At 54.9% G+C, this 22,982-nt stretch carries 19 protein-coding genes; 5 read left to right on the forward strand and 14 right to left on the reverse strand.

Annotated features, from left to right (window positions below; all coding sequences use genetic code 11):
* The first annotated feature begins 236 nt into the window (after positions 1-236).
* Positions 237-1,316: a GHMP family kinase ATP-binding protein gene (locus ABSB80_RS06675; RefSeq protein ID WP_428369415.1), complete on the forward strand. Its 1,080-nt coding sequence runs from the start codon at positions 237-239 to the stop codon at positions 1,314-1,316.
* Positions 1,317-1,502: 186 nt separating this feature from the next.
* On the opposite strand, the gene ABSB80_RS06680 is transcribed toward ABSB80_RS06675, so the two are convergent.
* Positions 1,503-2,171 (reverse strand): VTT domain-containing protein, encoded by a 669-nt coding sequence (locus ABSB80_RS06680; protein WP_428369417.1) that lies wholly within the window; start codon positions 2,169-2,171, stop codon positions 1,503-1,505.
* Positions 2,172-2,384: 213 nt separating this feature from the next.
* Between ABSB80_RS06680 and ABSB80_RS06685 the strand changes: the two genes are divergently transcribed.
* Positions 2,385-3,239, forward strand: a complete 855-nt coding sequence (locus tag ABSB80_RS06685) for a PEGA domain-containing protein (RefSeq protein WP_428369419.1) — start codon at positions 2,385-2,387, stop codon at positions 3,237-3,239.
* Between the two features lie 64 nt (positions 3,240-3,303).
* On the opposite strand, the gene ABSB80_RS06690 is transcribed toward ABSB80_RS06685, so the two are convergent.
* Positions 3,304-4,029, reverse strand: coding sequence for a class I SAM-dependent methyltransferase (locus ABSB80_RS06690; RefSeq protein WP_428369421.1), 726 nt, complete (start codon positions 4,027-4,029; stop codon positions 3,304-3,306).
* Between the two features lie 151 nt (positions 4,030-4,180).
* Between ABSB80_RS06690 and ABSB80_RS06695 the strand changes: the two genes are divergently transcribed.
* Positions 4,181-4,975 (forward strand): hypothetical protein, encoded by a 795-nt coding sequence (locus ABSB80_RS06695; RefSeq protein WP_428369423.1) that lies wholly within the window; start codon positions 4,181-4,183, stop codon positions 4,973-4,975.
* A 3-nt stretch (positions 4,976-4,978) separates the two neighbouring features.
* Here the strand turns inward: ABSB80_RS06695 and ABSB80_RS06700 are convergent, their stop codons facing one another.
* The 12 genes from ABSB80_RS06700 to ABSB80_RS06755 all read right to left on the reverse strand — a co-directional run bounded on the left by ABSB80_RS06700 (position 4,979) and on the right by ABSB80_RS06755 (position 20,354).
* Positions 4,979-6,811: an ASKHA domain-containing protein gene (locus ABSB80_RS06700; RefSeq protein ID WP_428369425.1), complete on the reverse strand. Its 1,833-nt coding sequence runs from the start codon at positions 6,809-6,811 to the stop codon at positions 4,979-4,981.
* Between the two features lie 92 nt (positions 6,812-6,903).
* Complete coding sequence (acsC, locus tag ABSB80_RS06705) at positions 6,904-8,352, reverse strand: acetyl-CoA decarbonylase/synthase complex subunit gamma (RefSeq protein ID WP_428369427.1); 1,449 nt, start codon at positions 8,350-8,352, stop codon at positions 6,904-6,906.
* Positions 8,349-9,590 carry a CO dehydrogenase/acetyl-CoA synthase subunit delta gene (gene cdhD / locus ABSB80_RS06710; RefSeq protein ID WP_428369429.1) on the reverse strand — a complete coding sequence of 414 codons (1,242 nt, stop codon included), beginning with the start codon at positions 9,588-9,590 and terminating at the stop codon, positions 8,349-8,351. Before cdhD ends, acsC begins: the two co-directional genes overlap by 4 nt.
* Positions 9,571-10,974, reverse strand: coding sequence for a CO dehydrogenase/CO-methylating acetyl-CoA synthase complex subunit beta (cdhC, locus tag ABSB80_RS06715; protein WP_428369431.1), 1,404 nt, complete (start codon positions 10,972-10,974; stop codon positions 9,571-9,573). The genes cdhD and cdhC overlap by 20 nt, the downstream gene beginning before the upstream one ends.
* Positions 10,975-10,988: 14 nt before the next feature.
* A complete protein-coding gene (gene cdhB, locus ABSB80_RS06720) occupies positions 10,989-11,528 on the reverse strand; it encodes a CO dehydrogenase/acetyl-CoA synthase complex subunit epsilon (protein ID WP_428369433.1) in 540 nt (179 codons plus the stop codon).
* A gap of 5 nt (positions 11,529-11,533) precedes the next feature.
* Positions 11,534-13,882: a CO dehydrogenase/acetyl-CoA synthase complex subunit alpha gene (gene cdhA, locus ABSB80_RS06725; protein WP_428369435.1), complete on the reverse strand. Its 2,349-nt coding sequence runs from the start codon at positions 13,880-13,882 to the stop codon at positions 11,534-11,536.
* Positions 13,883-15,539: 1,657 nt separating this feature from the next.
* Positions 15,540-16,307, reverse strand: a complete 768-nt coding sequence (locus tag ABSB80_RS06730; RefSeq protein WP_428369437.1) for an ATP-binding protein — start codon at positions 16,305-16,307, stop codon at positions 15,540-15,542.
* Between the two features lie 36 nt (positions 16,308-16,343).
* Complete coding sequence (locus ABSB80_RS06735) at positions 16,344-17,123, reverse strand: ATP-binding protein (protein ID WP_428369439.1); 780 nt, start codon at positions 17,121-17,123, stop codon at positions 16,344-16,346.
* 93 nt (positions 17,124-17,216) lie between these two features.
* Positions 17,217-17,573, reverse strand: coding sequence for a hypothetical protein (locus tag ABSB80_RS06740; protein ID WP_428369441.1), 357 nt, complete (start codon positions 17,571-17,573; stop codon positions 17,217-17,219).
* Positions 17,570-18,856 carry a magnesium transporter MgtE N-terminal domain-containing protein gene (locus ABSB80_RS06745; RefSeq protein ID WP_428369443.1) on the reverse strand — a complete coding sequence of 429 codons (1,287 nt, stop codon included), beginning with the start codon at positions 18,854-18,856 and terminating at the stop codon, positions 17,570-17,572. Before ABSB80_RS06745 ends, ABSB80_RS06740 begins: the two co-directional genes overlap by 4 nt.
* Positions 18,856-19,071 (reverse strand): hypothetical protein, encoded by a 216-nt coding sequence (locus ABSB80_RS06750; protein ID WP_428369445.1) that lies wholly within the window; start codon positions 19,069-19,071, stop codon positions 18,856-18,858. Before ABSB80_RS06750 ends, ABSB80_RS06745 begins: the two co-directional genes overlap by 1 nt.
* Positions 19,072-19,085: 14 nt before the next feature.
* Entirely contained in the window at positions 19,086-20,354 is a 1,269-nt protein-coding gene (locus ABSB80_RS06755; RefSeq protein ID WP_428369447.1) for an NRAMP family divalent metal transporter, read from the reverse strand.
* 555 nt (positions 20,355-20,909) lie between these two features.
* Here ABSB80_RS06755 and ABSB80_RS06760 point away from each other — a divergent pair.
* Both ABSB80_RS06760 and serS read left to right on the forward strand, forming a co-directional pair.
* The gene (locus ABSB80_RS06760; protein WP_428369449.1) at positions 20,910-21,434 is read left to right on the forward strand and encodes a DJ-1/PfpI family protein; all 525 of its coding nucleotides are present in this window, start codon (positions 20,910-20,912) and stop codon (positions 21,432-21,434) included.
* A 244-nt stretch (positions 21,435-21,678) separates the two neighbouring features.
* The gene (gene serS / locus ABSB80_RS06765) at positions 21,679-22,956 is read left to right on the forward strand and encodes a serine--tRNA ligase (protein ID WP_428369451.1); all 1,278 of its coding nucleotides are present in this window, start codon (positions 21,679-21,681) and stop codon (positions 22,954-22,956) included.
* Positions 22,957-22,982: the final 26 nt, after the last annotated feature.

Consider the following 22,982-nt stretch of genomic DNA (forward strand, 5'->3'; position numbering starts at 1 on the left):
TGATCATGACAGGCAGAAATAAGACTGCGGGCATTTTTATTTTTTTGCCGATTTTCAGATCGGTAAGGAATTGAATCTTGCCTGATTCTCATTTAAGGGAAGATAAAAAATGAGGATGAGGTTTGCGGAAGTATTCTGGTCATGGAGACCACGGAGGTGCATCTGGTTCCGGAACGCTGCGCACGGATTAAACGGAAACATTTTCCCGTAACCGCACCTAACAGGATTTGTTCTCTATGGCGATCATGAAAATACGCGGCGGCGATCTCGACCTTGTGGAATACGAGTTCAAGGGGTTCCTACCGGGGAAAAACCTCAAGACGCTTGGCCTCGAGAAAAAAAGATACTCACTGAAACCCGTGAAAGGAACGGTTTTTGTTCAGGCCCCGGCGCGAATCCACCTGACCGTGCTGGACATGAACCGGTTTGCACCGGACCACCCGGGAGGGGGAGGAATCGGGTTTGCGATACAGTGCTACTGTTCCGCTGAAGTCAGCTGCACGAAAAAAGAGGTGGTCATCGATTACAACCGGGCACCCATCGTCCGGAACTTTGTCGAGGTCTTCCGGAACGTCACGGGGTACAAGGGCGGGTTCCGGATCAAAGTCACGGACCATGAACACAAGCATGTGGGCCTTGGCTCCACCAGCACGGTCATGATTGCGGTCGCAACTGCCCTGAACCAGGCGGTCGGCTCGCCCCTGGCAAACACCCAGTTGCGACACCTTATCGGGCACAACTATGTCGAGGAGACTGCCGATGGTAACATCGCGTTCGGATTTGAGACCGGGGTCGGCCCCGCGGTGAGCACGTATGGCGGAATGGCCGTGATGGGAGACGAGCTCTCGCTCGTGTACCACCACCCCTTTGCTGAAGGCATGAATGTCTATATCATCATCCCGCCCACGGACATCTCCTCTGCCGGCACCCAGGAATTCGACCTCCTGATGAACAAGGCCCGAACCCTCGATTACCGTGACCGGGAACTCAAGGCGTACCTTTTCCTGATGGACCTCATCCCTGCACTCGAGAAGGGGGACGTCAGGAAGGCGGGAGACGTGATCTGGGAGATCGAGTTCCGTGGGTCAAAACGTGCGGAAGTGGAGCACCACAGTTTTGAGATCTATCATTACATGAGCATGCTCCGGGAAAAGAGACTGGAATTTATTGGCATGAGCTCTGTCGGTCCTTCCATCGCTGTCGTGACAGAACTGGACAAAAAGACAGTTGAAAAACTCATCCGCCCTCTGGGACTGAAGATCGCAATAGTGACAAAAGTTGATAACAGGGGACTCGTTGCCCGGCAGAAAAAGTAATCTTTTTTTCTGATATCTCTTTCATTTACCAGACAACCAAAGAATGATGTCTGGAAAATTCCTTTCGTTACGTTCCATCAGCCTTGCAGCTGCGATCGGAGACCGTCCTGGAAAACATTTCAAAAATAGTAGCCGGCAGAGAGCGGAAAACAAAGGCCCATCATTTTTTTAGCGACGCCCAAAAGGTTATTGGTTTTTTTCCTGAACTGCAGGTTCCTTCCGGAGATAGGCTGACAGAATACCGGCTGCAATAACAATAACCGTAGCAGCCGTCACGACAAGAACGGCGATAATCAGGAGGCTCATGTTTTCTTTCACGATGGAAAATGCACCAAGATAATAACCGGCAAGGACAACAAAGAAGGTCCATGCGGTCCCTCCCAGGACATTATAGAACAGGAACCGCCGGTACTGCATGGACCCGACTCCGGCAAGAAAGGGTGCAAACGTCCGGATAATGGGAAAGAACCGTGCCATAAAGATGGTAGTACCGCCATATTTTTCGTAAAACCCATAGGTCCGGTCAACGTATTCCTTTTTGACAAGGTTCGGGAAACGTTCGAGAAACACGTGGAGCCCGATGTAATTTCCGATCCAGTAGTTCACGGTGTCGCCGAGGACCGCACCAAGGACAATTGCAATAAGCAGCCACTGGAGATCGAGAATACCACTCGCCGCTGCAGCCCCAGCGACGAACAGGATCGAATCCCCGGGAAGAAATGGCATGATGACAAACCCGGTTTCGAAGAAGATGATACAGAACAGGATAAGATACGTCCACATGCCATATTGATGGACAACTGCCGTCATGTTCTGGTCAAGATGAAGTACTATTGTTATGACCGAATCTATCATAGCTGCCTGAAATATGCGCCTCAACGCTATATTAATTAATTTGAGTGAAAAACCGTGCCGGTAACGGGATTGCACGAGCAGATACCGGGTTCAGGACCGGCGATGATACGCTTATCGGTAATAACAACAGATCTGGATACAGCACATCACAATTCCCGGTTCCATGGAGGAGAAATAATCTTGTCGCTGGAATCATCACGTTTCCTTCGTTCCATGCTGCTCGTATTCTGTACTGCATTTCTTGTTGCTGTACCGGTCCAGGCATTCACTGCCAACTCGCTTGATATCACCATCAGCAAAACCGGGGATGCCACGGCAATCTTCCGCTTCACGCTGGAAGGGATCCTTGAGAATGCCATCCCGCAATCCATTCTGGAGGACGAGCTCAAAAAAGGACTTGCCAGCAGTTCCGATCCCCCGGAGATCATTTCCATGAACAAGTCAGCTGCAACTCTCCTCATGAGCAAATTTGCGGATACCGGCGATGTTCCTGAAGGCACTGAATACCGAACCGCTTCTATGAACTTCAAAAAGGCAGAGATCGCCCTGAAGAATTCCGCACTCAGCAGTGTCATCACCGCCGACTTTTCTCCGGCAACGATAACCGTGACCTTCCCGGACGCATACACCCGGCAATTCACCAACGTTGATGTACTTCCTGCTTTTTCACATACGGTAATTGATCCCACAAAGTCAGCTTCTGCATCCACACTGCCAACTACCGGTGCGGCCAGGGTGATATCGTCACCCTCTGGAGTTCGGGTGTATATCGATGGCTCTTATGCCGGTGATGCACCAGTAACACTGGACGAGATCCCGGCCGGCATACATACCTTCCGGTTCGAGAAAGATAATTTTGAACCGGTCACAAAGACCGTCAATGTCACAACGGGAAGCACGGTCCAGGTATCGGCCATTCTCGGGTATATTCCCGGGACTACGGCAACCGGGACAAGTCCCCTCCCCGGTTTTGACGGGGCGCCTGCGCTGATCGCACTTGCCTGTTACGCAGTCTGTGGGCATCCCGGCGCTGAACCTCGACAGGTCGAAGAACGCTCCGGGTTCTGAGAGGTTCATCAGAACTTCGAAGAGCCGAAGAATTTATCTGAATTCTTCGGGTTCTTCTCCTGCCTCACCCCTCCGGGGTTCGGCATTTCCTGAACACTGCGGTCACCTCGGATCGTGGCAGGTCCCTCCCGCGTATACGCATATTCCAGTCCCGGTAATCCACGGAAACCACGGCAAGGCGGGAAAAAAGATCGGCCACTTCACCGGGGGTAAAATAATGCGTGCAGATCCCGTTTCCCCGCTTGAACGTTCCTGGTTCCGTTTCAGAGCCTTTCGCAAACCTGAAATCACGGGTAGAGAAATCGTTGAAATAGAGATTCCCGCCCGCCCTGATGACCCGGAATATCTCACGGGAGATCTCTTCACGGTCGCCCTGTGTCATATGCCCGAGGATGTGGTGAGCAAAGACTGCGTCAAATGTTTCCGGCCTGAACGGTATAGCCCGGGCGTCCCCGATGACAAGATTCGCCGATAATCCAGCTGCATCCCGGGCAAGGATAACTGCCCGGGTAGAGAAATCCAAGGTGGTCACCTTCCAGTCCCGGTGTACCATTGCTGACAGGGTCTTGCCATCGCCACACCCGAGTTCGAGCACGTCCGGGCCCGGGAGGAGACCCGGTAAGGTGAACACGGAACCACCGAAGAGCCTGCCCTTCCGGGAATATTCTTCATCCCATGCATCAGGATTTACCCGCACCGGTGTATCAGTCCTGCCGGTCATGTTTTCACGTTTGACAAGATAACAGCTTGTTGACAGGTATGGCAGGACCTGCCAGCCACTCTGGTTCATGTATACCTGCCAACGGAGGAAACCCAGACCAAAGGACTCAAATAAATGCATAGGAAAATATATATTAAGCAGCCCCGAAAAGGAAAATTTTCCCGGAAATTTATCGTCGTAAGGGTTCTTTTACGAGACAACGGCATTAACGAGACATCCCATGATCGATGTGGTGTATCATGAATACCAGAAGGTTGACAGGCACCACATCGGCCATTCGTACCTTATCGATGTCGGGGATGAGATCGAGATCCAGCAGGTCATGGAATACAAATGGAAGGTCTACGACAGTGTTATCCTCAAACCCCCTCACCCGAAGACCCGCTATTTCGAACTCGTCATCACCGAATACCGGGACAAGAACGTATCCCTTATCGATGATCTCCAGGTCTACCCGGTGATCGCAAAAAAGAGACCTGACTTCCGGATCCTGGGATTCACGCTCCGGCGGGGGGACTGGGTCGTCACCGAACAGATCTACAAAAAGGCGAACACGACCGAGATCCAGTGGATCTATTCTGATGACTTCCACCTCTTTGCCATCACCCATGCACAGGATCAGCCCGAGACCATCGTGGAGCAGGTGGTTGCCAAGATCGACGGGATCGCCTCTTCCATCAAGAGCGGGTACCGCATCTATTCCCACATGGAGAACCAGCGAATGCGGCGCGAGGCATTCGATGCCGTTCTCGAAAGCCAGAGCGGTGTCACCATCAACAAGACGGCAATACTGAAGCACCCGGAGTTCCAGCTCATAGCGGAACTGGGTGAGGGGGACCGCAAGAAGATGCAGGACGAGATCCTCCGGGACCTCGTGGCACTTGGCGCAACGCTGGATACGTTCGGCGGTTCGAACAAGATCGTCGCAAAACTGGAGATCCCAAAAAAAACCGATATCAACGTCCAGCTGGCGCAGATTGAAGAACTTCAGGACCTCGGCTGGCTCTTCGAATGACCGTCAGCGGGGGAAATATTCAGGTTTGCCGGGAATGTAGATCGCCGACGCGTACTCCTCAATAAAATCCGCATCGACCAGCAGGTCGATATACACCATCTTCTTCGCAACATCCATCGCTTCCTGCCGTTTTTTCCCGGACAGCAGGGTGGCACGTGCACCCGTGAGGGAACCATTCCCGATAGCATGGAATTCTGCATTGGGAAAATCGGGGGTTATCCCGAAGGTCACAATTTTGTTCCGATCTGCATAGGCACCGAATGCCCCGGCAAAGTACACATTGCGGACACTCCTCACCGGGATACGGTATTTTTTTAAGAGGACCCCGATCGCCCCGCATGCTGCGGCTTTTGAGTCCATAAGGTAGGCAAGGTCCTGCTTCGTGATCACGATATCCCGGCCGGTTGCTGTCTCTTCGCCGGGAACAAGGACATATTCGAGACCTTCCTTACCACGGCGCACGCCAGGCTTCTCCTCCACAAGCCTGCCGGTGAAATCCACGATACCCGAGGGCACCATCGCAGCCGCTGCATCGATGATTCCCGATCCGCAGATCCCCCGGGGAAGCTCATTTCCGATCGTTGTCCATGAAACCCTGAACGTGGCAGGGTCGATACCGATATGATCGATCGCTCCCCGCATCGCCCGCATACCTGAGGTGATCCCGGCACCTTCGAAAGCAGGCCCGGATGCACATGAGACAGAAGCCAGCCAGTCTCTGTTGCCGAGAACAACTTCGCCGTTTGTACCAAGGTCTATCATCAGGGAGAGGTCGGGAGACAGGTGCACCCCCGATGCAATGACATCTCCCACGGCATCCCCGCCAACAAACCGGCTGACGTTGGGAAGACAGTACACATACGCCAGTGGATTTACCCGGAGCCCGAGGTCCTGTGCCCGGGCAAGGAAGGGGCTCCGGGAGATATCAGCATTCGCGATCTCAAGGGCTGCCGTATCGCGGCCAAAGAGAAGGTAGTTCATAACCGTATTGCTGCCTATGCAGAGGTCATAGACAGAATCCCCGCTCACCCCGGCAGACGAGAGGAGCTGCCCGATGACCGCATTGATACTCTCAACGGCCGCAGCCCGGAGTTTTTCTTTCCCGCCGGGTTTTTTTGCAAAAGCGATCCGGGTGAGCAACTCCTCGCCATAGGTGATCTGACGGTTCAGGGATGATGCCTGGCTGCAGGTCCGGCCGGTTGCACAATCGACAAGAACCCCGGCAACCGTTGTTGTCCCAAGGTCAAGGGCGATACCGTAATTTTCGGCTGAGGTGTTTCCTGTCTCGATTCCCAGAACCTCCGGGTACCCGTTCGACCGGGTAACAACGACCGTGACCTGCCCTCCCTCCGAAACCGCCAGCCGGCCCATCTGTTCGCGCGTCATGTGCGGGCGGGTGCCGGAATACCCTTCGAGTTTCAGGGAACGGGGCCCGTGCGAATGATGATGATTCCCGGGCACTGCTAGCCGGTGTTTTGTTACCAGGGGGTACAACCCGGAGGTGATTTCAGCATGGTTCTGGAGAATTTTTGGTGCATCGATCCGGCTCTCAACCGGGATGATAAACTCGCAGTTTCCGGTGATGTGCGTCTGGCAGGCTCGACAGTAGTTCCGGGCTATCTCATCGGCAGTCAGGCCCCGGGTGCTCTCCGGCGTGCCGGCATCACACGAGCCCTGCAGGAGAATGACTTTGCACTTGTTGCATTCTCCTTTACCGCCGCAGATACTCTCGAACTGGATCTCAGCGTTCCGGATGGCTTCAAGGACTGTCGAACCAGGAGGTACGGAAACTATCCTGCTCAGGGGGTGGAAAACGACACGGTACATTTCAGCCATTGAATTGCCTTACCTTGAATTGCCGTAAGCCGTACCGGCAGGCTGCGGATGCAGACCCGGAAGCGGATATCGTTTTGCCGCGAAAATTCATGCTACTCTGCAGGAGGCCAGTGGTCCCTGAGGAACTGGGAGATCCCCGACGAGTCCTTGGGGCCGACAAGGATCCTCCAGCCGGTCGATTCTTCAGTCTCCCCGCTCAGCCGTGCCGCAAGACCCGGTATGATGAGAATCTTATGGCTGACGAGGGACGCTACATCATAGGTCTTCAGGGAATTCTGTACCGAATCGGCAGTAAAATACCTCCCGGCAACGGCACTCTCGACACTGAGCCCTCCGGTATCAACGACAATGAGATAGCAGTCCAGGTTGGCGGCCTTGATATCGGATTCCACGGTGAAATACGTGAGAGCATAATTTGTCGTGATCAGGACCGGCGAGGTATCGTCAGGCCTGCCGAACGTCTTTACTCCTGCTTCGACCGAGACCGGCTTTCGCGGGTCCGTGTAAAGGCTGAAACGCCAGATCAGCTGGGGGAGGAGGACCCATCCGTCAAGACTGTGCATGATGAGCAGGTCCGCATACCGGGAGAGGAGCATGGACGCGGTAGTCGCCTCACGCCATTTGAGCACGTCCTCTGAGAGCTCTTCCCCGGTCCAGACGGTGAGCGGGACGCCAAGGATCGGAAAGCCGAACAGCTCATCAAAATTTTTTGTGGCAGCTGCCCTGATTGTAGTAAAATTCGCAATGGTGTCGGACAGCCCGTCTTCGGTAAATGTTCCGGGGTCAAGGACCAGGTCATGGACACCACAGGCCATGAGGGTTCTGGCGAGCGTCCGGAGGAGACCGAGATCGCCCGGCGCAAAGACCGCAAGGGGAGCATTGTGGGCAAGGGCCAGATCAGCCATCAGTTTCCAGTTCTTGTCAGTGGCAGCGTAGATGAGCGGGCGGCGGTCCGCGGCCTCCCGGAGGCCGGCCTCCATCACTGCTGGATCGAGCGAGCAGAGTATGAACGGCAGGTGACTGGCCGCAGCCACTTTTTTTACTGCAGCCCCGAAAATCACGGGATCCCCGGAGACCGAACGGATGGCAATCGCGTTCAGTACCAGTGTCCTGCCTATGTAATTGTAGGAGAAGGCTTCAATCTGCCTGACCCGCTCGAGAAGTTCCGCCTCGGGCATGTGATCGTTGACATCGATGGCGATTGGTGCAGGATTATGGTACGTGAAGTCATGGCGCTGGAGCACATATTTTCCACCGATGCTGATGCTATGGTCACCGGTACCCAGGGTGACAGTACGGACCGGGGGCGCCATGAGACGGGAAAGTTCCCCGAAGGCATCGTGGTACTCGACAGAGTGGAGGGGGAGGCAGCCGGAAAGGACCAGTTCGCCATTGACAAGCCGGGTGGCAAAAGCCATGCAGTTGGCTTCCCCGCATTCCCCGCAGTTTGTCTTCGGGAGGAGCTTGTAGACATCGATCGGGCTGATCTCTTTGATCCCCTTTCTCTGCTTCTTTTCCGGGGCAGGATCCGTCACGTTCATAGCCGCACCCCGGCCCAGCCGGCTATCTGTTCGGCATGCCCGGTCCCCGGCGTGCCCAGACGGTGAATAACATCCCTGAGCGTCAGTACTGCTGCGGGGTGCATCATCATGAACAGGTCGGTTCCCGCCAGCAGCAGGGTCAGGGCATTGATCGTTTCCCAGACCGGCCCCCTCAGTTCCCGTGGCCCGTACATCGGCGGCATCTTCATCCAGGCTTCCCGTGCCGCCCATGCATTGGTTGCGGCCGATATCACCGGGTGTGCCAGTTCCGGATCTCCCATAAGTGCGGCATACCGCGCACGTTCATGAATAGTGAACGAGTACTCGAGACCGTAGCCCAGCGCCACGGTCGTCAGGTCCATGACAATCTGTTCGGGAGGAATATACTCGTACAGGCGGCGGTTGAGTTCCTTGGCATTGTTCAGGTCAAGGCCCGTGAATGCAAGGAGGAGATGCCCGTGGTCCCGTGCTGCAGTGGCGACCCGGTCCAGTGTCTTTGATTCCACCATGTCGAGGGTCACCGAGTTGAGGAGGAGGCGCTCGCCAGCAGCCATCTCGGCTACCTCCAGAAAGACCTCGGCATCTTTTTTCGGGTCACCGCAACCCCCGACGATGACAGGCACGTCAACGGCCTGGAGCACTTCCTCTACGGTCTTTGCTGCCGAACGAGGGGACGCATCGCGGAACAGGGGATCCGTACTCATGAGGTGAATAGTCACCACGTCAGCGCCGTACTTTTTGACGTTCATACGTGCCCATTCAGCGGGGTCTTCCATGACCTCCGAGACATTCTCGCGCAGGACCTTTGGCAGGGAGATGTTCATGTCAAAGACATCAAGTGAGATCGCCGGCGGGTGGACCGGGAGGTGGATACGATCAGAATAGGCAGGTGCCTGTGCACCCCCGATGGTGATTGACTTCCCCCGGGTCCCTCCCCCGGACCGCGTCGCGCCAAGGGTCACTTCACGGATCCTGCCGGGAAATTCAAAACTGGCCGGAGCATAGGACTCCCTGATCAGTTCGGAGGGTTTTTCCGGTATGTACAGGCCGGCGGAATGGACAGGGTTGGCCGGGGATGCAAAACCTGAGGTGGGGATGAAGAGTTCAAGATTCCCGATCTCCATGGAAAAATTTTTCAGTTCCACCTGGTGCACACCTTTCAGCAGATCCCGGAGCTGAGGGGCAAGTGAGAGGAGCTGCTCTGCATCAAGGGCAGGTCTAGTATTTTTTTTCGGCACTGTGCTCGCCTCCAGATGGATGTGGCGGCCTGATAGGCTGGATGATTACGCTCTCTGCGGTGATCCTAGCATTCTTGAGGATGATCCTGAAACCACCCGAAGTAAGGGGAATGTCCGCTCCGGAAATGACCGTCATCTGGCGGACAGGGCCGCTCTCAGGTTCCGGGACGGCAACCCATCGTTGTACGACCGGGTGGTGGTGTTCCTGCAGGAATGTTTTCAGTTCTGCGACGGTTGCCACATCTTTCTCCGTGGCAATAGCCTCATACACCTCTTCAGGAATGAACTCTTTGAGCCGTTCGCGGGTCTCATGCGGCATCCAGACCACGCGGTCGTAACCGCCGTCTGCGTGCATGAATTTTTTTGATCGCATATACTCTATCGAAATACCGTGGAAACCCTCGACCTGCCGCCCCCCGGCCGTGGAGTCCGCCATCGTTGAGAACGCAAGCCCGTTTACCGTCAGCGCGCCAAAACCGCGAAGGACGATGCCAAAACCGTCGACCTCCGGTATGTAAAAAGCGATCCCTTCAAAACACCCGCAGGATGTATGCGGGTACCCGAACGCCGAGTAAAGGTAGATCCGGCTCACTTCACCCATCGACCGCTTCCGGGCACTCTCATTGACACCGGTATATTCGCCTTTGTCCGGGTCCAAGCATTCCCCTTTCTCGATGGCATAGATCGGCCCTTTCGGGTCGATGCCGGCAGCAGCCCTCCCGTCGAACCAGCTGATCGCCCCGCAGTTCGCGTACCGCTGGGGGGTGATGACACAGACATGGGTCGGGGCAAACGACTGGCAGAGTGCACACCCGTAAAACGTGTCCACGTCCTGATCCGAGAGCCCCCGTGCACGGGCGTCCCGGGCTTCGTAGGTCCTGAGTGCTTCCTCGTAGAGAGGTTTGATCTTCTCCGGGTCCGTGATAAAGCTGATCTGGATTTTTTCGATGATGGGGAGCTCGTTCCTGAAGAGCTCGTGCATGACCTGCCCGATAAACCGGAACGAGTCCAGCCCTTTCTTAAAGGATTTTTTCGAGAGCCGGATCCAGATATCGTACCGCTGGTTGAGGTGCATGAACCCTTCGATATAGTTGCTGTACTCGTGGATCCTGCGTTCAACCACGCCTTCAAGGTCGGGCTCGACCTTTTTTCCGGCAATCTCGACGAGGATACCGATCGGGTAGTGCTTACCTTCTTCCATCCCGCTGATATCGGGGCCGATGATACGGATTGCGCCATCCTCGATCTCTTCCGGCTGGCGTACCCGGACTATCTCGAACTTCTCTTTCTCCGACGGGCCGCCCAGCTCGACCTGCAGATCATTTTTCCTGACACGCTCACCTTCATGGATCAGGCCCACTTCAACGGGGATCGTCTCAAACATGATCTGTTCTCCGGTCAGTCACCGAGGTTTGACACGATCCCCTTGAGGTTTGCGGCCCAGTCTTTTATCGTGCTGTTCGGGAATGACCAGCTCGCATTCGGCTGGTACACGCAGTCAAGGGTCATGGTCTTCACACCGGGAGCAAAATGCTTCAGGCCGGAGAGGATCGTCCATTCCATGGAATACGGTAGCCCGACAAAAATTGCAAGGTCATAATGCTCTTTCCCGTCAAGCCCCTTCCATTCAGGGTCCGTAAGCCGGTTGGCGATATCCACTGCCGGCATCCGGGCAGCGGGTTCGAACCCTCGGGCAGTGAACTCCCTGCTCGTGCTGGCAGTGACAACGACCGGCATCTTCGCTTTCCGGGCAAGTACGATGAGGCAGTCGATCAGTTTTTTCCCCTCGACTTCATATTCGATGATGCCGTGGCCTACGATCATGATCGGGCGTTTTGCCCGCAGGATTATCGCGTCCGCAATGTCAGGCTTGATGATGAGGGATGCCTTTTTCGGTCCGGGGATCTCCGCGGTCTGCCAGGATTCGTTCATCGGCATCGGTATCACTCCTTCCTGGTATGGATCATGCGGGGAAGGAGCGTCGGGTCGGGGATCGGGTGCTCCTTCCACCCGTGGCGGTGGAGGTCTTTCAGTACCTCATCTTTCATGGTGAGGGGGATATCGGCCGGGGTCCGGACAAGCTGGTGGATGTCGGGAGGGATACCGCCGACAAGGCGCTTGTGGAGGTCGACGTAGTTGGCCAGCTTGTTGGCCCGCCCCCTGCTGGTGTCGTTCGGGCGCATGGTCAGTTTTGCGATCATCACCATCGCCTCCTCCTTGGTCTCGGCGGCAAAGAAGAGGTGTTCGGGCACCGGGCCGCCATACACCTTCTCCCCGCTGCGGGCATCGTACACGTACCAGTCGGCCTCCCTGTCCGCACGCCCCAGGAGCATGCGGCGGTACTTCGTGCCATGGGGCCCGACGACCACGGGGATTCCCAGCCGCCAGAACCCTGCAGCGATCGCCGCAGCTTTCTGCGACATGGCACCCCATGCGACCCCGACAGCCCCGACACGGTTGTGGACGTAATCGGCGATCTCTTCGTAATTTCCCCGCAGCGGGCGTTTTGCAAAGATGCTCGCGATCTTGATTGCCGCACCGGCGATATGGGCGTTGGCAACGCACGATCCGACGTTTACGATCCCCCCGGCCTCGAACGATCCGGAATACCGCTCGTAGGCAGTCTTTCCTTCCTCGTCCCGGTACATCCCCGCCGACATCGCGGAGCAACCGGATGTGCAGACAATGTACCGCCGTTTTGCAAATTCCATGCACATCTCCGCAACTTCCCGGGAACCTTTCGGGTAGTTGGCGCACCCGACAAATGCAACCACGCCGGGAATTTCGCCAAGGACGATAGGCCCGCCGACTTTGCGGATCTCGACGTCGCGGATCGCGCCCCTCCCGGCCCGGATGCAGTAGGTCTCTTTCAGGGTCTTCTGTTCTGCAGCGGCCACGATCAGGCTGTGTACCGCTATCTTCTGCGTGCAGGCAGGCTCGCACCTCCCGCACCCGAGACAGTCATCGTACAGCTCGTCCAGCAGTGACAGGTTCCCCCCGGCCGCTGCCTTCACGGCCTGCGCAACCGGCAGGTCGTTGGGGCACGCCCTCCGGCAGAGCATGCACAGGGTGCATTTCTTTGCCAGTTCCACCAGGTTCTCCTTCGAGGGAAGGGACTTCTGTTTCTCGCGCCGCGGTGCGATTGCGCGGGCGGTCTTCACGGCAACCTCGCCCACTTTTTCCGGGTCGAGGATGAGAGCGCCAGGCACGTCACCGCTCACGAAACCGTCGACAATGTCATCAACGGGATCGGTTGTGCGGTCGGGAAGCCCGAGACAGTTCTTCTCGCTGGTCGCAATCAGGGCGGCCCGGATATGTGCCGATTCACTCAGCGTATCCGTGCGGACACACTGTTCGTCAATTACGATGACGTCAGGAACTCCGCTCCGGATATATCTGAGCTGCCAGGAGATCGGCCCGATGATCTTTGCCTTCGGGGAGTACCGCGCTACGTCGAGCGCTGTGCAGCAGATGCCAGTCACTTCCACGTCCGATGTGAGGTCATTGGTTTTCAGGTAATCGATGATCCCGGTCGCCGGCGGGACATTGTGCCCGATGACGAGGATCACCGGTTTTTTGATGTCGACCGTCCCCAGACCAAGATCTGTAAGGCTGGTTTCCGGATCAGCCTTCGGGAAACCGAGTGCCGATATCTGGGCGATGTCGGCTACTTCCATCCCCACCTGGTCGATCATGCCGGCATGGAGGACTTTTGATTCAAAATCAAGGTTGTTTCCTTCCTGACCGGTATGGGTGACGGCCAGGAGCTGGGTCACCTGGTTCTCACAATAGTCCAGGACCGGTTCAAGGTCGCCCAGTGTCTCGGGCTTTATCCCACAGACAAGCCGGACCACGGGGGCTTCGACTTCCACGCCCACATCCCCGACATTGATCGGGCAGTCCCTGCCGTAGCGTTCGATGACGTACGTGAGGAGGTCGCGTGAATGGCTGACATGGGTGGCAGCCCCGATACAGGCGGTGATCAGGACCATCCGGGACTGCTGGGACGGCATGGAGATACCGCATGCCCCGCGTTTTGTGCCGGTGAGATCGCACTTGCCATAGGTGCAGAGACAGCAGAGGTCGCAGAACGGGAGATAGAAAGGTTTGTACTTCCGGAGCAGGATCTGGTCCCAAGGGCGGAGGGTGGTAAGAGAGGGAAACGGGGTCGGGCCCATCGGCTCTTCCCACTTCTCACGGGAGATGGCACCGATGGTGATACTGAGATCCCGGAAGTGTGCAAAATCGGAATTTAATTCCTTTATCTGGACATTGACACCTTTCCTGCTCACATGATTCACCACGGCAGATTCATTTATACATTGAGGGATGAGTCAGATAAGGTTATCGAACATCACATCGGTACACCGATAAGATCTTCTATTCGCTCGGCTCTTTCGAAATAATTGAAGCCACAATGCCGAGCTTCACGAAATCGAAGAAACCACAGGTAAGCCTTTGGTTTCTTCTCTTCGTTCAGCCCTTCGGGCTTCACGATATTGAAGGAGGCCCGGGGTCGTTGAGGGTTGGGTCGATCGATCAGTACTGGCGATAAGAAAGGGGATGAGGGCATTGGAAAATTTTTGAGGCTGAGTCGTACCTCTCTTTGAAATTTTTCTGGCAGCGTCCGGTTTCAGAGCAACGATGAAAAACAAAAGTTGGAATGTGAAAAATGGAGATGGTTGAAGGTCTCATGAAAAAATTTTGAAGATGAATCGTAGTCCTCTTCGTTTTTTCCTGAATGGTCGGGCCTTCTGGTTTTGGGCGGAGGCGCATGCCGATAATTCCCACCGCAGCCCTGTGGATCCCGGGCCCCGGATCCCCCCTGCCATTTCCCCGGACGGGCTCCAGCAGGGAAAATCATCGTTTCGATCATCATTCGAAGAAGGCCTCCAGCCTTCTTCTCAAGCTCCTGCTACCCATCGGGCAGCACTCGCTCATCCAAAAGGCAACAATTAGACGTTTTTCAGAGGCTGAAATGCCCTTAATCTGGAAAAAGGATAAAGATGCGTGCTTATTTTAAAACCGGTGTGCTGTAATTCGCTAAAAAGTGCGACTATCGAAAAATCGGTCTTTCAAATCGGGCTCCTTTTGCCAAACAGGGCATTTTACGAAGCGATTACTTTCCGAAGGAAGGTAAGAGCTGGAGAAGACGTAGTCTTCGACTACAGTTATATTTCGGATGATTTGCAGGTCCCTGGCACTCCTGGTATGATGAGGAGGACCCGTCGGGCATCGACGGTGAGGGTGAGTAGCATATGCATGCAAAAGATCGACCAGAGGACCTGCATTCTCCCATCATTCACTCTCCGTCGGAGACCTCCTGACCGGCGTCCTCCCCGACCCTCCGGAGAGGCAATAATTCGAGAAAATAGGGGACTATTTCGACTCATTAACCTCAATTTCACGTCGGAGAATCAGGGGGATTATTTAGCAGCGTTTGGCGGGCCGATCTCTTTGAAAACAGGCTAAGACACCACAAAATGAAAAGAACCCCCTTTTTTGGAGAAGAAGGTATGTCCGTCAGGACATATCTTATGGAGAAGAAACCGCAGGGTTCTTCGACCTCGGGCTTACGTCGGAAAGGGCAATTCTTTGATGAAAAAAATTGAAAGTCACGGTAGCCGCCTTGACGAAGGAGTGAGAAAAACTGATAGCTGTCTGCGATGCCTGACGCGCAAAACGTTCGAAGCCTGATGGCTTCTCCAATCGACCCTCTCTGATGCTAGGGTCGGTTCCGCGAAGCGGGGAGGGGGAGCATCGTAAATATTTTTTGGGAGAAACGGTTCAGAAAATGTTGAAAAAATTTCCGGAAAAGATTTTTGTAAAATTTTCATAGCCGTGTTCAAGCCCCTGACAAAGATCGATAGTGGGGGAGGACCAAATCCCGTAAAGTAAAAGAGGCCCACAATTCTCCCGACAGCCTCCCCGTGTTTTTCCTGAAAAATCCTATCCTCCCGCGAGCACCTTCCCCACGATCCCCGCAACCGACCGGTACGCGGGAGAATCCTCTGGTGTATCCATCAGCGATTTCCCGAGCAGCACCTGCCGGGCAAGGTCAGGGTCATCGGCAATCTTCCCGATGAATGGAAGCCCCGTCTCCTCCGAAGCCCGTGAAGCGAGTTCCGCCGGGAACCCGTACCCCCCGACGACGTAGAACCTCCTGAATGTTATCCCTACTTCCTGGATGACCCGGTGAGCCCGCCGTACATGGGCAAAGGACTTACTGGACGGCCCCATCACGTCGAATATGATATCAACATCGCGTGCAATCTTGCGGTTGAGGTGCTCGAGCCCCCCGGGTGAATCGATGAGGATGTAGCGGTACTGGCGTGTGATCGCGGCAAGGGCATTCTTGAGTGCAGCATCCGGCAGGCAATAGCACCCCTCCACCCACTTGGTGCCGACCGAGATGAGATCAAAGTTTTTTCCTTCATAGAGTCCCTGCTCCCAGATCTGGTTTTCGATCCTTCGTGACGGGGGAATGCCGATTGTCGTGCCACCCCGTGCGATGAATGTCTCGGTCAGCAGTTCAGCTATGGTCTTTTTTCCGGAAGTTTCAAGATCTACCCCTACCATCTCCGCAAGGTTCTGGTCGGGATCGGCATCGACAAGGAGCAGCGGGACCGATCCCTGCTCCGTCAGGTACTTCGCCATAAGGGCCACGAACGTGGTCTTTCCGGTCCCCCCGCGGCCCATGGTGACGATCGTCTGCATCAGTCTCCGTCCTGCAAAGCCGGATATCGGGATAGGTCATTCATTGAAATTTCCCTCCAGGTTTCGCGCGAGATCCCCGATTGCCTGAAGTGCGACAGAAGACGATGGTTCAATTGGTTCACCGGAGATACCGGCGTCTGCGATCACCTGGTCAAAGGGGATGAGTGCAATCACAGGGAGGTCGTACTTTCCGGCAAAATCCCGGATCGCGGTCTCATGGCGGGGATCGGAGACCCGGTTTCCCACCAGGCCTATGCGGGGAATATCCGATTCCTTCGCAAGCCGGCAGATCGTGGCTGCAACATCCAGCGATCTTTTATTTGCGTCGCTGACAACAAGGAGGGTATCAACATGCTCTGCAGTACCCCGGCCGACGTGTTCGATCCCGGCTTCCATATCAAGGATGACAATCTCGTCCCGCTCGACTACAAGATGGCGCATCAGTGCCTTCACCACGGAATGGGCCGGGCAGGTGCACCCCCCTCCCATGGATTTTACGGTGCCCATGACAAGAAGATTCACTCCAGCCGGTGTCGGGACTGCATACCTGCCGATGATATCATCGACCGTGAACGTGAGCCGGAATACACCGGAGTAACCGGTGCCGGTCTTCACCTGGATCAGGTCCTTGTTTTCCGCTATCGGTATAATACGGGAGGCCTCATCAGCGGACAGGCCAAGGGTAAGCGCGAGGTTGGGAGACGCATCGGCATCGATTGCGATGACCCGGCGCCCGGAACCGGCAAAGTACGCCGCAAGACCGCCTGCTATGAACGTCTTGCCGACACCTCCCTTCCCGCCGACAGCAATTTTCACGTCCTGTATCTCCTGCCCCAGTTGTAAGATTTTTGGGCAGATAGACTATTGCTTTGGGGAGCCTGCCATTCGAAAAATTCCTCTGAATTCTTCTCATCTTCGAGGTTCTGATGAACCACTCAGATTCCCGGGGGGAAGGGCTGGATGGAGAATGCTGAGGGTCGTCAGACCCGAAGCAGGAGAAGAACCATCATGTTCTTCGACCGAACATATCAGGTTCTTTTGTTTGTCAACTCTCGGAGAGGAGAAGAACGCATACGCGTTCTTCGACTTCAGATAACCTCTCGCTGGTCGAAGATTTCCTTCGGAAATCAGTCGAAGAATGCTGATGCATTCTTCTCTTCTCTCAGGTCTGGCGACCTTCGAGAAGAGGGATTTTTCAAATCCCTCTGCTTCATCCTTAAAGGATGAAGCATTCTCCACCTCGAGGTTTGATAACCTCTCGGTCACTCGACGAAGTGATGGGTCAGGTTCATGACGTCCCGGTACGGGATTACACCAACGAGACGGTTCTCCTCATCGACAACCGGCAGGGCACGGAACCCGTACCGCGCAAATTCCTGTGCACCTTCCTTGAGAGTGCTGCCGGTCGGGAGGCTGATCACGTTCTCGACCATGACGTCCCGGAGGAATGCCTTGTCATCGGCCTGCAGGAGCTCCTTTAAATCGATGACGCCGATCAGGCGATCGTTCTCGTCGACAACGTAGATGTACATGATAACATCTTTGTCCCGGGCGTGGCGAGGGTAGTCATTCTGGACATACTCGACGGTTGTGTCCGGAGGGAATTTCAGGATCTTCTGGGTGGTATAGTGGATGACCTTCTCTTCCTGCCGGTTGATGATAGCCTGGACCTTCCGTGCGCTCTCAGCGTTCATGGCGTCAAGGATGACATGGGCCTCCGCCGACGGCAGGCCCGAGAGGATGTCGGCCGCCTGACCGGGGGTCATATCGTTGATGAGCTGGACGACCTTCTCCGTTGACAGCGAGGAGATGATCTCGCGCTGCACCTTCGGCTCGATCTCCTCGAGAGTATCGGTCGCATGCTCATGATCAAGGGTTGAGAAGAGCATGACCCGTTGGTCGTGGTCCACCTCTTCGAGAATGTCTGCGAGATCGACGGGATGGATCTCCGAAAGATTCTCTTTTAAGACATTCAGCTTGACGTTGCCCTTGAACCGGCCGATGTTGGTCGGGAGCGGCTGGATGCATGTCCAGGGGATCATCTGCTCTGCCTCGGGATCAACAGAGGAATAGAGAACTTTCGCGAGGAACCCGAACCCGAGCCTGCGGAGACGGGCTGCCTTCCCGGTATCGACATCGGTGACATAGAGTTTCTTGTTCCGGAGGACGAGCCGGATGTCGTACACCACCTCCACCTCGTTCTCCTCGAGATCGATGACCTTCTTGTCGAGTACGTAGTCGCGGAGGAGGATGACATCCTCGGCTGGTTCCGCCTCATAGGGCTTGAGGTCGCTGATGATGACCTCGATCCCCCTCCCGGTGAGGGTGTGGACATTCTCCCACGGGATGAGAAGGCTCGGGTTGCCGAACGACCGGGAGACGTACAGGGACCGCACTTCAGGGATCTTCGCAGTCTCTACGATCACCAGATCGGTGAGCGAACCGATTTTTTTCCCGGAACGCAGGACAGGGACATTCAGGATATCGGAGAGAAGGATCACGAGGTCTCCTGCCATCGCAGAGCTGTTCGCGCTATCCTGCTGCGCCATCATGCACTCCCGTGAACGATCGTCCAGAACTTGTACGCGAGCAGGACAACCAGGAAGATAAGGTAGAACCTGAGGAGGAGGAGCGCAAATTTTGCCCCTCCCGTCAGTTTGATCTTCGGCGTTGCATATTTCTGATTGATGCTGCGGATCTTCCCCGTCGATTCACTGATGATACTTCCGATCCGTTCCCCGAATACTCTTTCGATTGATTCCATTCTCTCATCTCCCCTTACCCGAACAAATTCGGGAAAAGCGTGCTGATACCGTACAGTGAAGACACGACGATGATGCACACGACGATTGTTATGTTCGCTATATTGTCGAAGCGGGTATTTTTGTATTTCCCCATGATCTCCTCGTTATTCAGGAGGATGATCAAAAATACCAGCGCAGCCGGCAGGAGGGTCACCGCGATCACCTGAACGAAGAGCGTGATCAGCACCAGCGGTGCTCCCGGAATAAGCACGACCGCCCCGGCGGTGACAAGGCCGATGAAGTAGAAGACGTAGAACCAGAGAGCCTCTCTGACTTTGTAGTTCAGCGAGTGCGCCCATCCGAAGACTTCCCCGAATGCCCACGAGTTGGTGAGCGCAATGCAGATTGCTCCCAGGAACCCGGCATCGAAGAGACCGATGGCGATGAGCGTCCCCACCCACGGGTGCATTCCCATCATGACCTGGGCGGCCTGGGCGGCACTCTCGATGTTCATACCGTAGAGCAGGGTCCCGGTCACGATAATAATAAAGACCGCGACGAGAACAGTAAAGATTGCACCGACAACCGTGTCGAATTTCCCCCAAGGAATATCCTTCTCCTTCATTTGCTTGTCAACGACGGCGCTCTGCTGGAAGAAGATCATCCAGGGCGCGATCGTAGTCCCGATGTTTGCCATCAGCAGGAAAAAGAGTTCGCCATTGAACCCTCCCGGGAAGTTGGGGACGATCCCGTTCCGGAGGATATCAGGGACCGAAGGGTGGACGAGTATCGCCGCTGGTATGTAGATGAGATTGACAAGACAGAAGGCCATAGTAATCTTCTCCCACGTCCAGTACCTCCCAGACAAAACGATGCCAAACATCACGAGGATGACTATGCCTACCGTGATGGCGGGTGGAACACCGAAGATGCTGAGCGCCGCAGTCATGCCGATGAACTCGGTGACCATCGTCAGCCAGTTGACAACGGTGAGGTCAAGGAGCGAGAACCATCCCCAGAACGAGCCGAATGCGCTGAAGATCGCCTCTGCGTGCCCATGCTTGGTGACGGCTCCCAGCCGTACCGTCATTTCCTGTACAAAATATGCGACCGGCCCGAGCAGGACGAGGAACCAGATGAGGCCGTACCCGAACTTTGCGCCGGTTGCGGCGTACGTGGTGATCCCACCGGCGTCGTTGTCCGCGATCATGACAATGAGGCCTGGTCCGGCAAGCAGCAGGTAGATCTTGATGGTCTTGATGAGCTTGCTGTAATTAAAATAAAACTTCGATAAAAGATCCATGGTATACCCTTTCTTATAGTGTTTTTTCAGTTCATTGTGTCTGTCATCCCCCCATTCGATCCACTCGATCTGAATGGCAGTTGAAGAAAGTCACCAATGATGACGTCCTGCATATGGATAGACATCGGACGTTTATAATAATTTCGTACCAACGCGCCTTGTTTGGATTTCCGGGTTAAATTTTGTCATAAAATGAGTAAAAACCCAAAAAAATGATTTAAAAGCCTAAAATAGCCGAGAAACAAGCGTAAATGCGGGGAAAAAATCAAAGCGGTGTTTTTCCATTACCTGCCGGTTGCATAATACCAGTAGGACCACGCTCCGTCCGCATTCGTCGAACCGGATCATCGGTTCCCCGGAAATGAAATAATCAGAATTCTTGTCGCATTCTTCTCTTTCTTCCGGCGTTTCACCATCAGCAGGCTCTCCGGTTTGTGCGACCGCAATAAAAACGGTTTCCCGACAATGAACGGTTCCGCAAAAAACGTTCCATGATTTTTCACACCAGAGCAAAAAACCAATACAGTTATATGAACAAAAGATCTCCCGTTGATCATGAAGATCCTGATCGCCATCGCTCCCGAGAAATTCAGGGATGAGGAGCTGGCCGAGCCTGTGGCTGCACTCACGCAGGCCGGGATAGAATATGAGATCGCTTCGACCCGTCGGGGATCCTGTGTTGGCATGCTCGGTGCACGCGCAACGGCTACGTTATCTTTTGAAGAGGTTGATCCGAAACAATACGAAGCTCTCCTTATCGTTGGCGGATCCGGCTCCCAGGTTCACCTGTGGGAAGATGACGTCCTGAGGGTGATTGCAAAATATTTCCCTCCGAAAGGAAAGGTGGTGGCTGCGATCTGCCTCGCCCCGGTAGTACTTGCACGGGCTGGGATCCTGAAAGGGAAAAAAACCACGTATTATGAAAACCCGTTATCATTCCGGGAGATGAAGACCGGTGGTGCCGTTCTCGTGAACAAGCCCGTGGTTACTGACGGCAGGATTATAACGGCGAACGGCCCGGCAGCCTCAAAAGAATTTGCAGCAGAGATCATCCGCAGAATTACCGCTGTCGAGTGGTGATCTTCCCCACGGCAAGGAACGTTTATTTCATACCTGGGTCGGCAGTGCAGACGCGGGATGGTATTGAAACGCAGTTCCATCAGCGCTGCAGATCGTGTCAACGGACCCATCGCCATCTCTTTTTCCTTATTGTCTGTTCTCTCATAGTACCATGAAATCCAGCCCCGGACATTCCGGAGAAGGCGATTAATTATGATGGAACGCATATACTATTGAACAAGAGAGCAGGACAGGAGAATTATCCATGCTTGATATCAGGTTCGTGCGGGCCAGCCCCGATAGTGTAAAAGCAGATCTCAGGAAACGAAACGATCCCGAAAAGATCGCATGGGTCGATGACCTGCTTGCAAAGGATGCCCGGTCCCGTGAACTCAAGGTCGAGGCTGACAGACTCCGCCAGCGGAGGAATACCATCGCACGGGATATCAATGCCGGCAAAAAAGCCGGCCGTGAGGTAACGGCACTGCTGGCTGAAGCAGCCGAGCTGCCCCGGAAGATCAGGGACTATGATACCGGACAGGAAGAGATCCGGGTGGCAATCCGCTCGTACCTGATGCGCCTCCCCAATATGTTACATGACAGTGTTCCCGTAGGAAAAGACGATACCGAAAATGTTGAGATCCGTAGGAACGGGACCCCGGGAACGTTCAGTTTCGAGATCAAAAACCATGGCCAGCTGGCTGCCGAACAGGGCTGGGCTGATTTCGAGCGGGCTGCAAAGACAAGCGGGGCAGGGTTTTATTTCCTGAAAGGGAGCCTTGTCCTTCTCGATATGGCCCTCCAGCGCTACGCAATCGACCTGCTTGTACAGAAAGGATTTACCCCGGTTATTCCTCCTTACATGATCAACCGCATATCCTACGAAGGTGTTACCGATCTCGGGGATTTCGAGAAGGTCATGTACAAGATCGACGGCGATGATGCCTACCTGATCGCTACCAGCGAACACCCCCTCGGTGCGATGTACCAGGACGAGATCTTTGAAGAGAAAGATCTTCCTCTGAAGCTTGCCGGCATCTCCCCGTGTTTCCGGCGCGAGATCGGGGCGCACGGTCTTGACACGAAAGGACTTTTCAGGGTTCACCAGTTCACCAAAGTCGAACAGTTCGTGTACTGCAATCCGGAAGACTCCTGGCAGATCCATGAGGAACTGCTGGCGAATGCCGAAGAGATATTCCGGAATCTCGGCCTCCCCTACCGGGTCGTGAACATTTGTACCGGCGATATTGGCACGGTTGCTGCGAAGAAATATGACATTGAGGCATGGATGCCTCGTGAAGGGGCCTACCGGGAAGTGGTCTCCTGCAGCAACTGCACCACGTACCAAGCCGTGCGCCTTAATATCAGGGTGCGGGACAAGAGCGATTTTGAGACAAAGCGGCACGTCCACACCCTCAATTCGACTGCTATCGCAACATCGCGGGTACTCCGTGCAATCCTGGAGAATTACCAGCAGGAAGATGGATCGGTCGGGGTACCGGATATCCTCCGGCCCTATATGAACGGGCGTGAAATTCTCTGAAGCGGACTCAAAGCCATGGTCCGAAC

Source organism: Methanoregula sp. (genome assembly GCF_050010295.1).
Lineage (GTDB): Archaea > Halobacteriota > Methanomicrobia > Methanomicrobiales > Methanospirillaceae > Methanoregula.

What these genes read in the sequence shown, in the direction of transcription:
- ABSB80_RS06755 (WP_428369447.1), bottom strand. Translation starts at nt 20,354, where the DNA reads ATGGATCTTTTATCGAAGTTTTATTTTAATTACAGCAAGCTCATCAAG.
- ABSB80_RS06730 (WP_428369437.1), bottom strand. Translation starts at nt 16,307, where the DNA reads ATGCAGACGATCGTCACCATGGGCCGCGGGGGGACCGGAAAGACCACG.
- ABSB80_RS06760 (WP_428369449.1), top strand. Translation starts at nt 20,910, where the DNA reads ATGAAGATCCTGATCGCCATCGCTCCCGAGAAATTCAGGGATGAGGAG.
- cdhC (WP_428369431.1), bottom strand. Translation starts at nt 10,974, where the DNA reads ATGTTTGAGACGATCCCCGTTGAAGTGGGCCTGATCCATGAAGGTGAG.
- ABSB80_RS06695 (WP_428369423.1), top strand. Translation starts at nt 4,181, where the DNA reads ATGATCGATGTGGTGTATCATGAATACCAGAAGGTTGACAGGCACCAC.
- ABSB80_RS06680 (WP_428369417.1), bottom strand. Translation starts at nt 2,171, where the DNA reads ATGATAGATTCGGTCATAACAATAGTACTTCATCTTGACCAGAACATG.
- ABSB80_RS06690 (WP_428369421.1), bottom strand. Translation starts at nt 4,029, where the DNA reads ATGAACCAGAGTGGCTGGCAGGTCCTGCCATACCTGTCAACAAGCTGT.
- ABSB80_RS06745 (WP_428369443.1), bottom strand. Translation starts at nt 18,856, where the DNA reads ATGGCGCAGCAGGATAGCGCGAACAGCTCTGCGATGGCAGGAGACCTC.
- ABSB80_RS06700 (WP_428369425.1), bottom strand. Translation starts at nt 6,811, where the DNA reads ATGGCTGAAATGTACCGTGTCGTTTTCCACCCCCTGAGCAGGATAGTT.
- acsC (WP_428369427.1), bottom strand. Translation starts at nt 8,352, where the DNA reads ATGAACGTGACGGATCCTGCCCCGGAAAAGAAGCAGAGAAAGGGGATC.
- cdhB (WP_428369433.1), bottom strand. Translation starts at nt 11,528, where the DNA reads ATGCCGATGAACGAATCCTGGCAGACCGCGGAGATCCCCGGACCGAAA.
- ABSB80_RS06750 (WP_428369445.1), bottom strand. Translation starts at nt 19,071, where the DNA reads ATGGAATCAATCGAAAGAGTATTCGGGGAACGGATCGGAAGTATCATC.
- serS (WP_428369451.1), top strand. Translation starts at nt 21,679, where the DNA reads ATGCTTGATATCAGGTTCGTGCGGGCCAGCCCCGATAGTGTAAAAGCA.
- ABSB80_RS06675 (WP_428369415.1), top strand. Translation starts at nt 237, where the DNA reads ATGGCGATCATGAAAATACGCGGCGGCGATCTCGACCTTGTGGAATAC.
- ABSB80_RS06685 (WP_428369419.1), top strand. Translation starts at nt 2,385, where the DNA reads ATGCTGCTCGTATTCTGTACTGCATTTCTTGTTGCTGTACCGGTCCAG.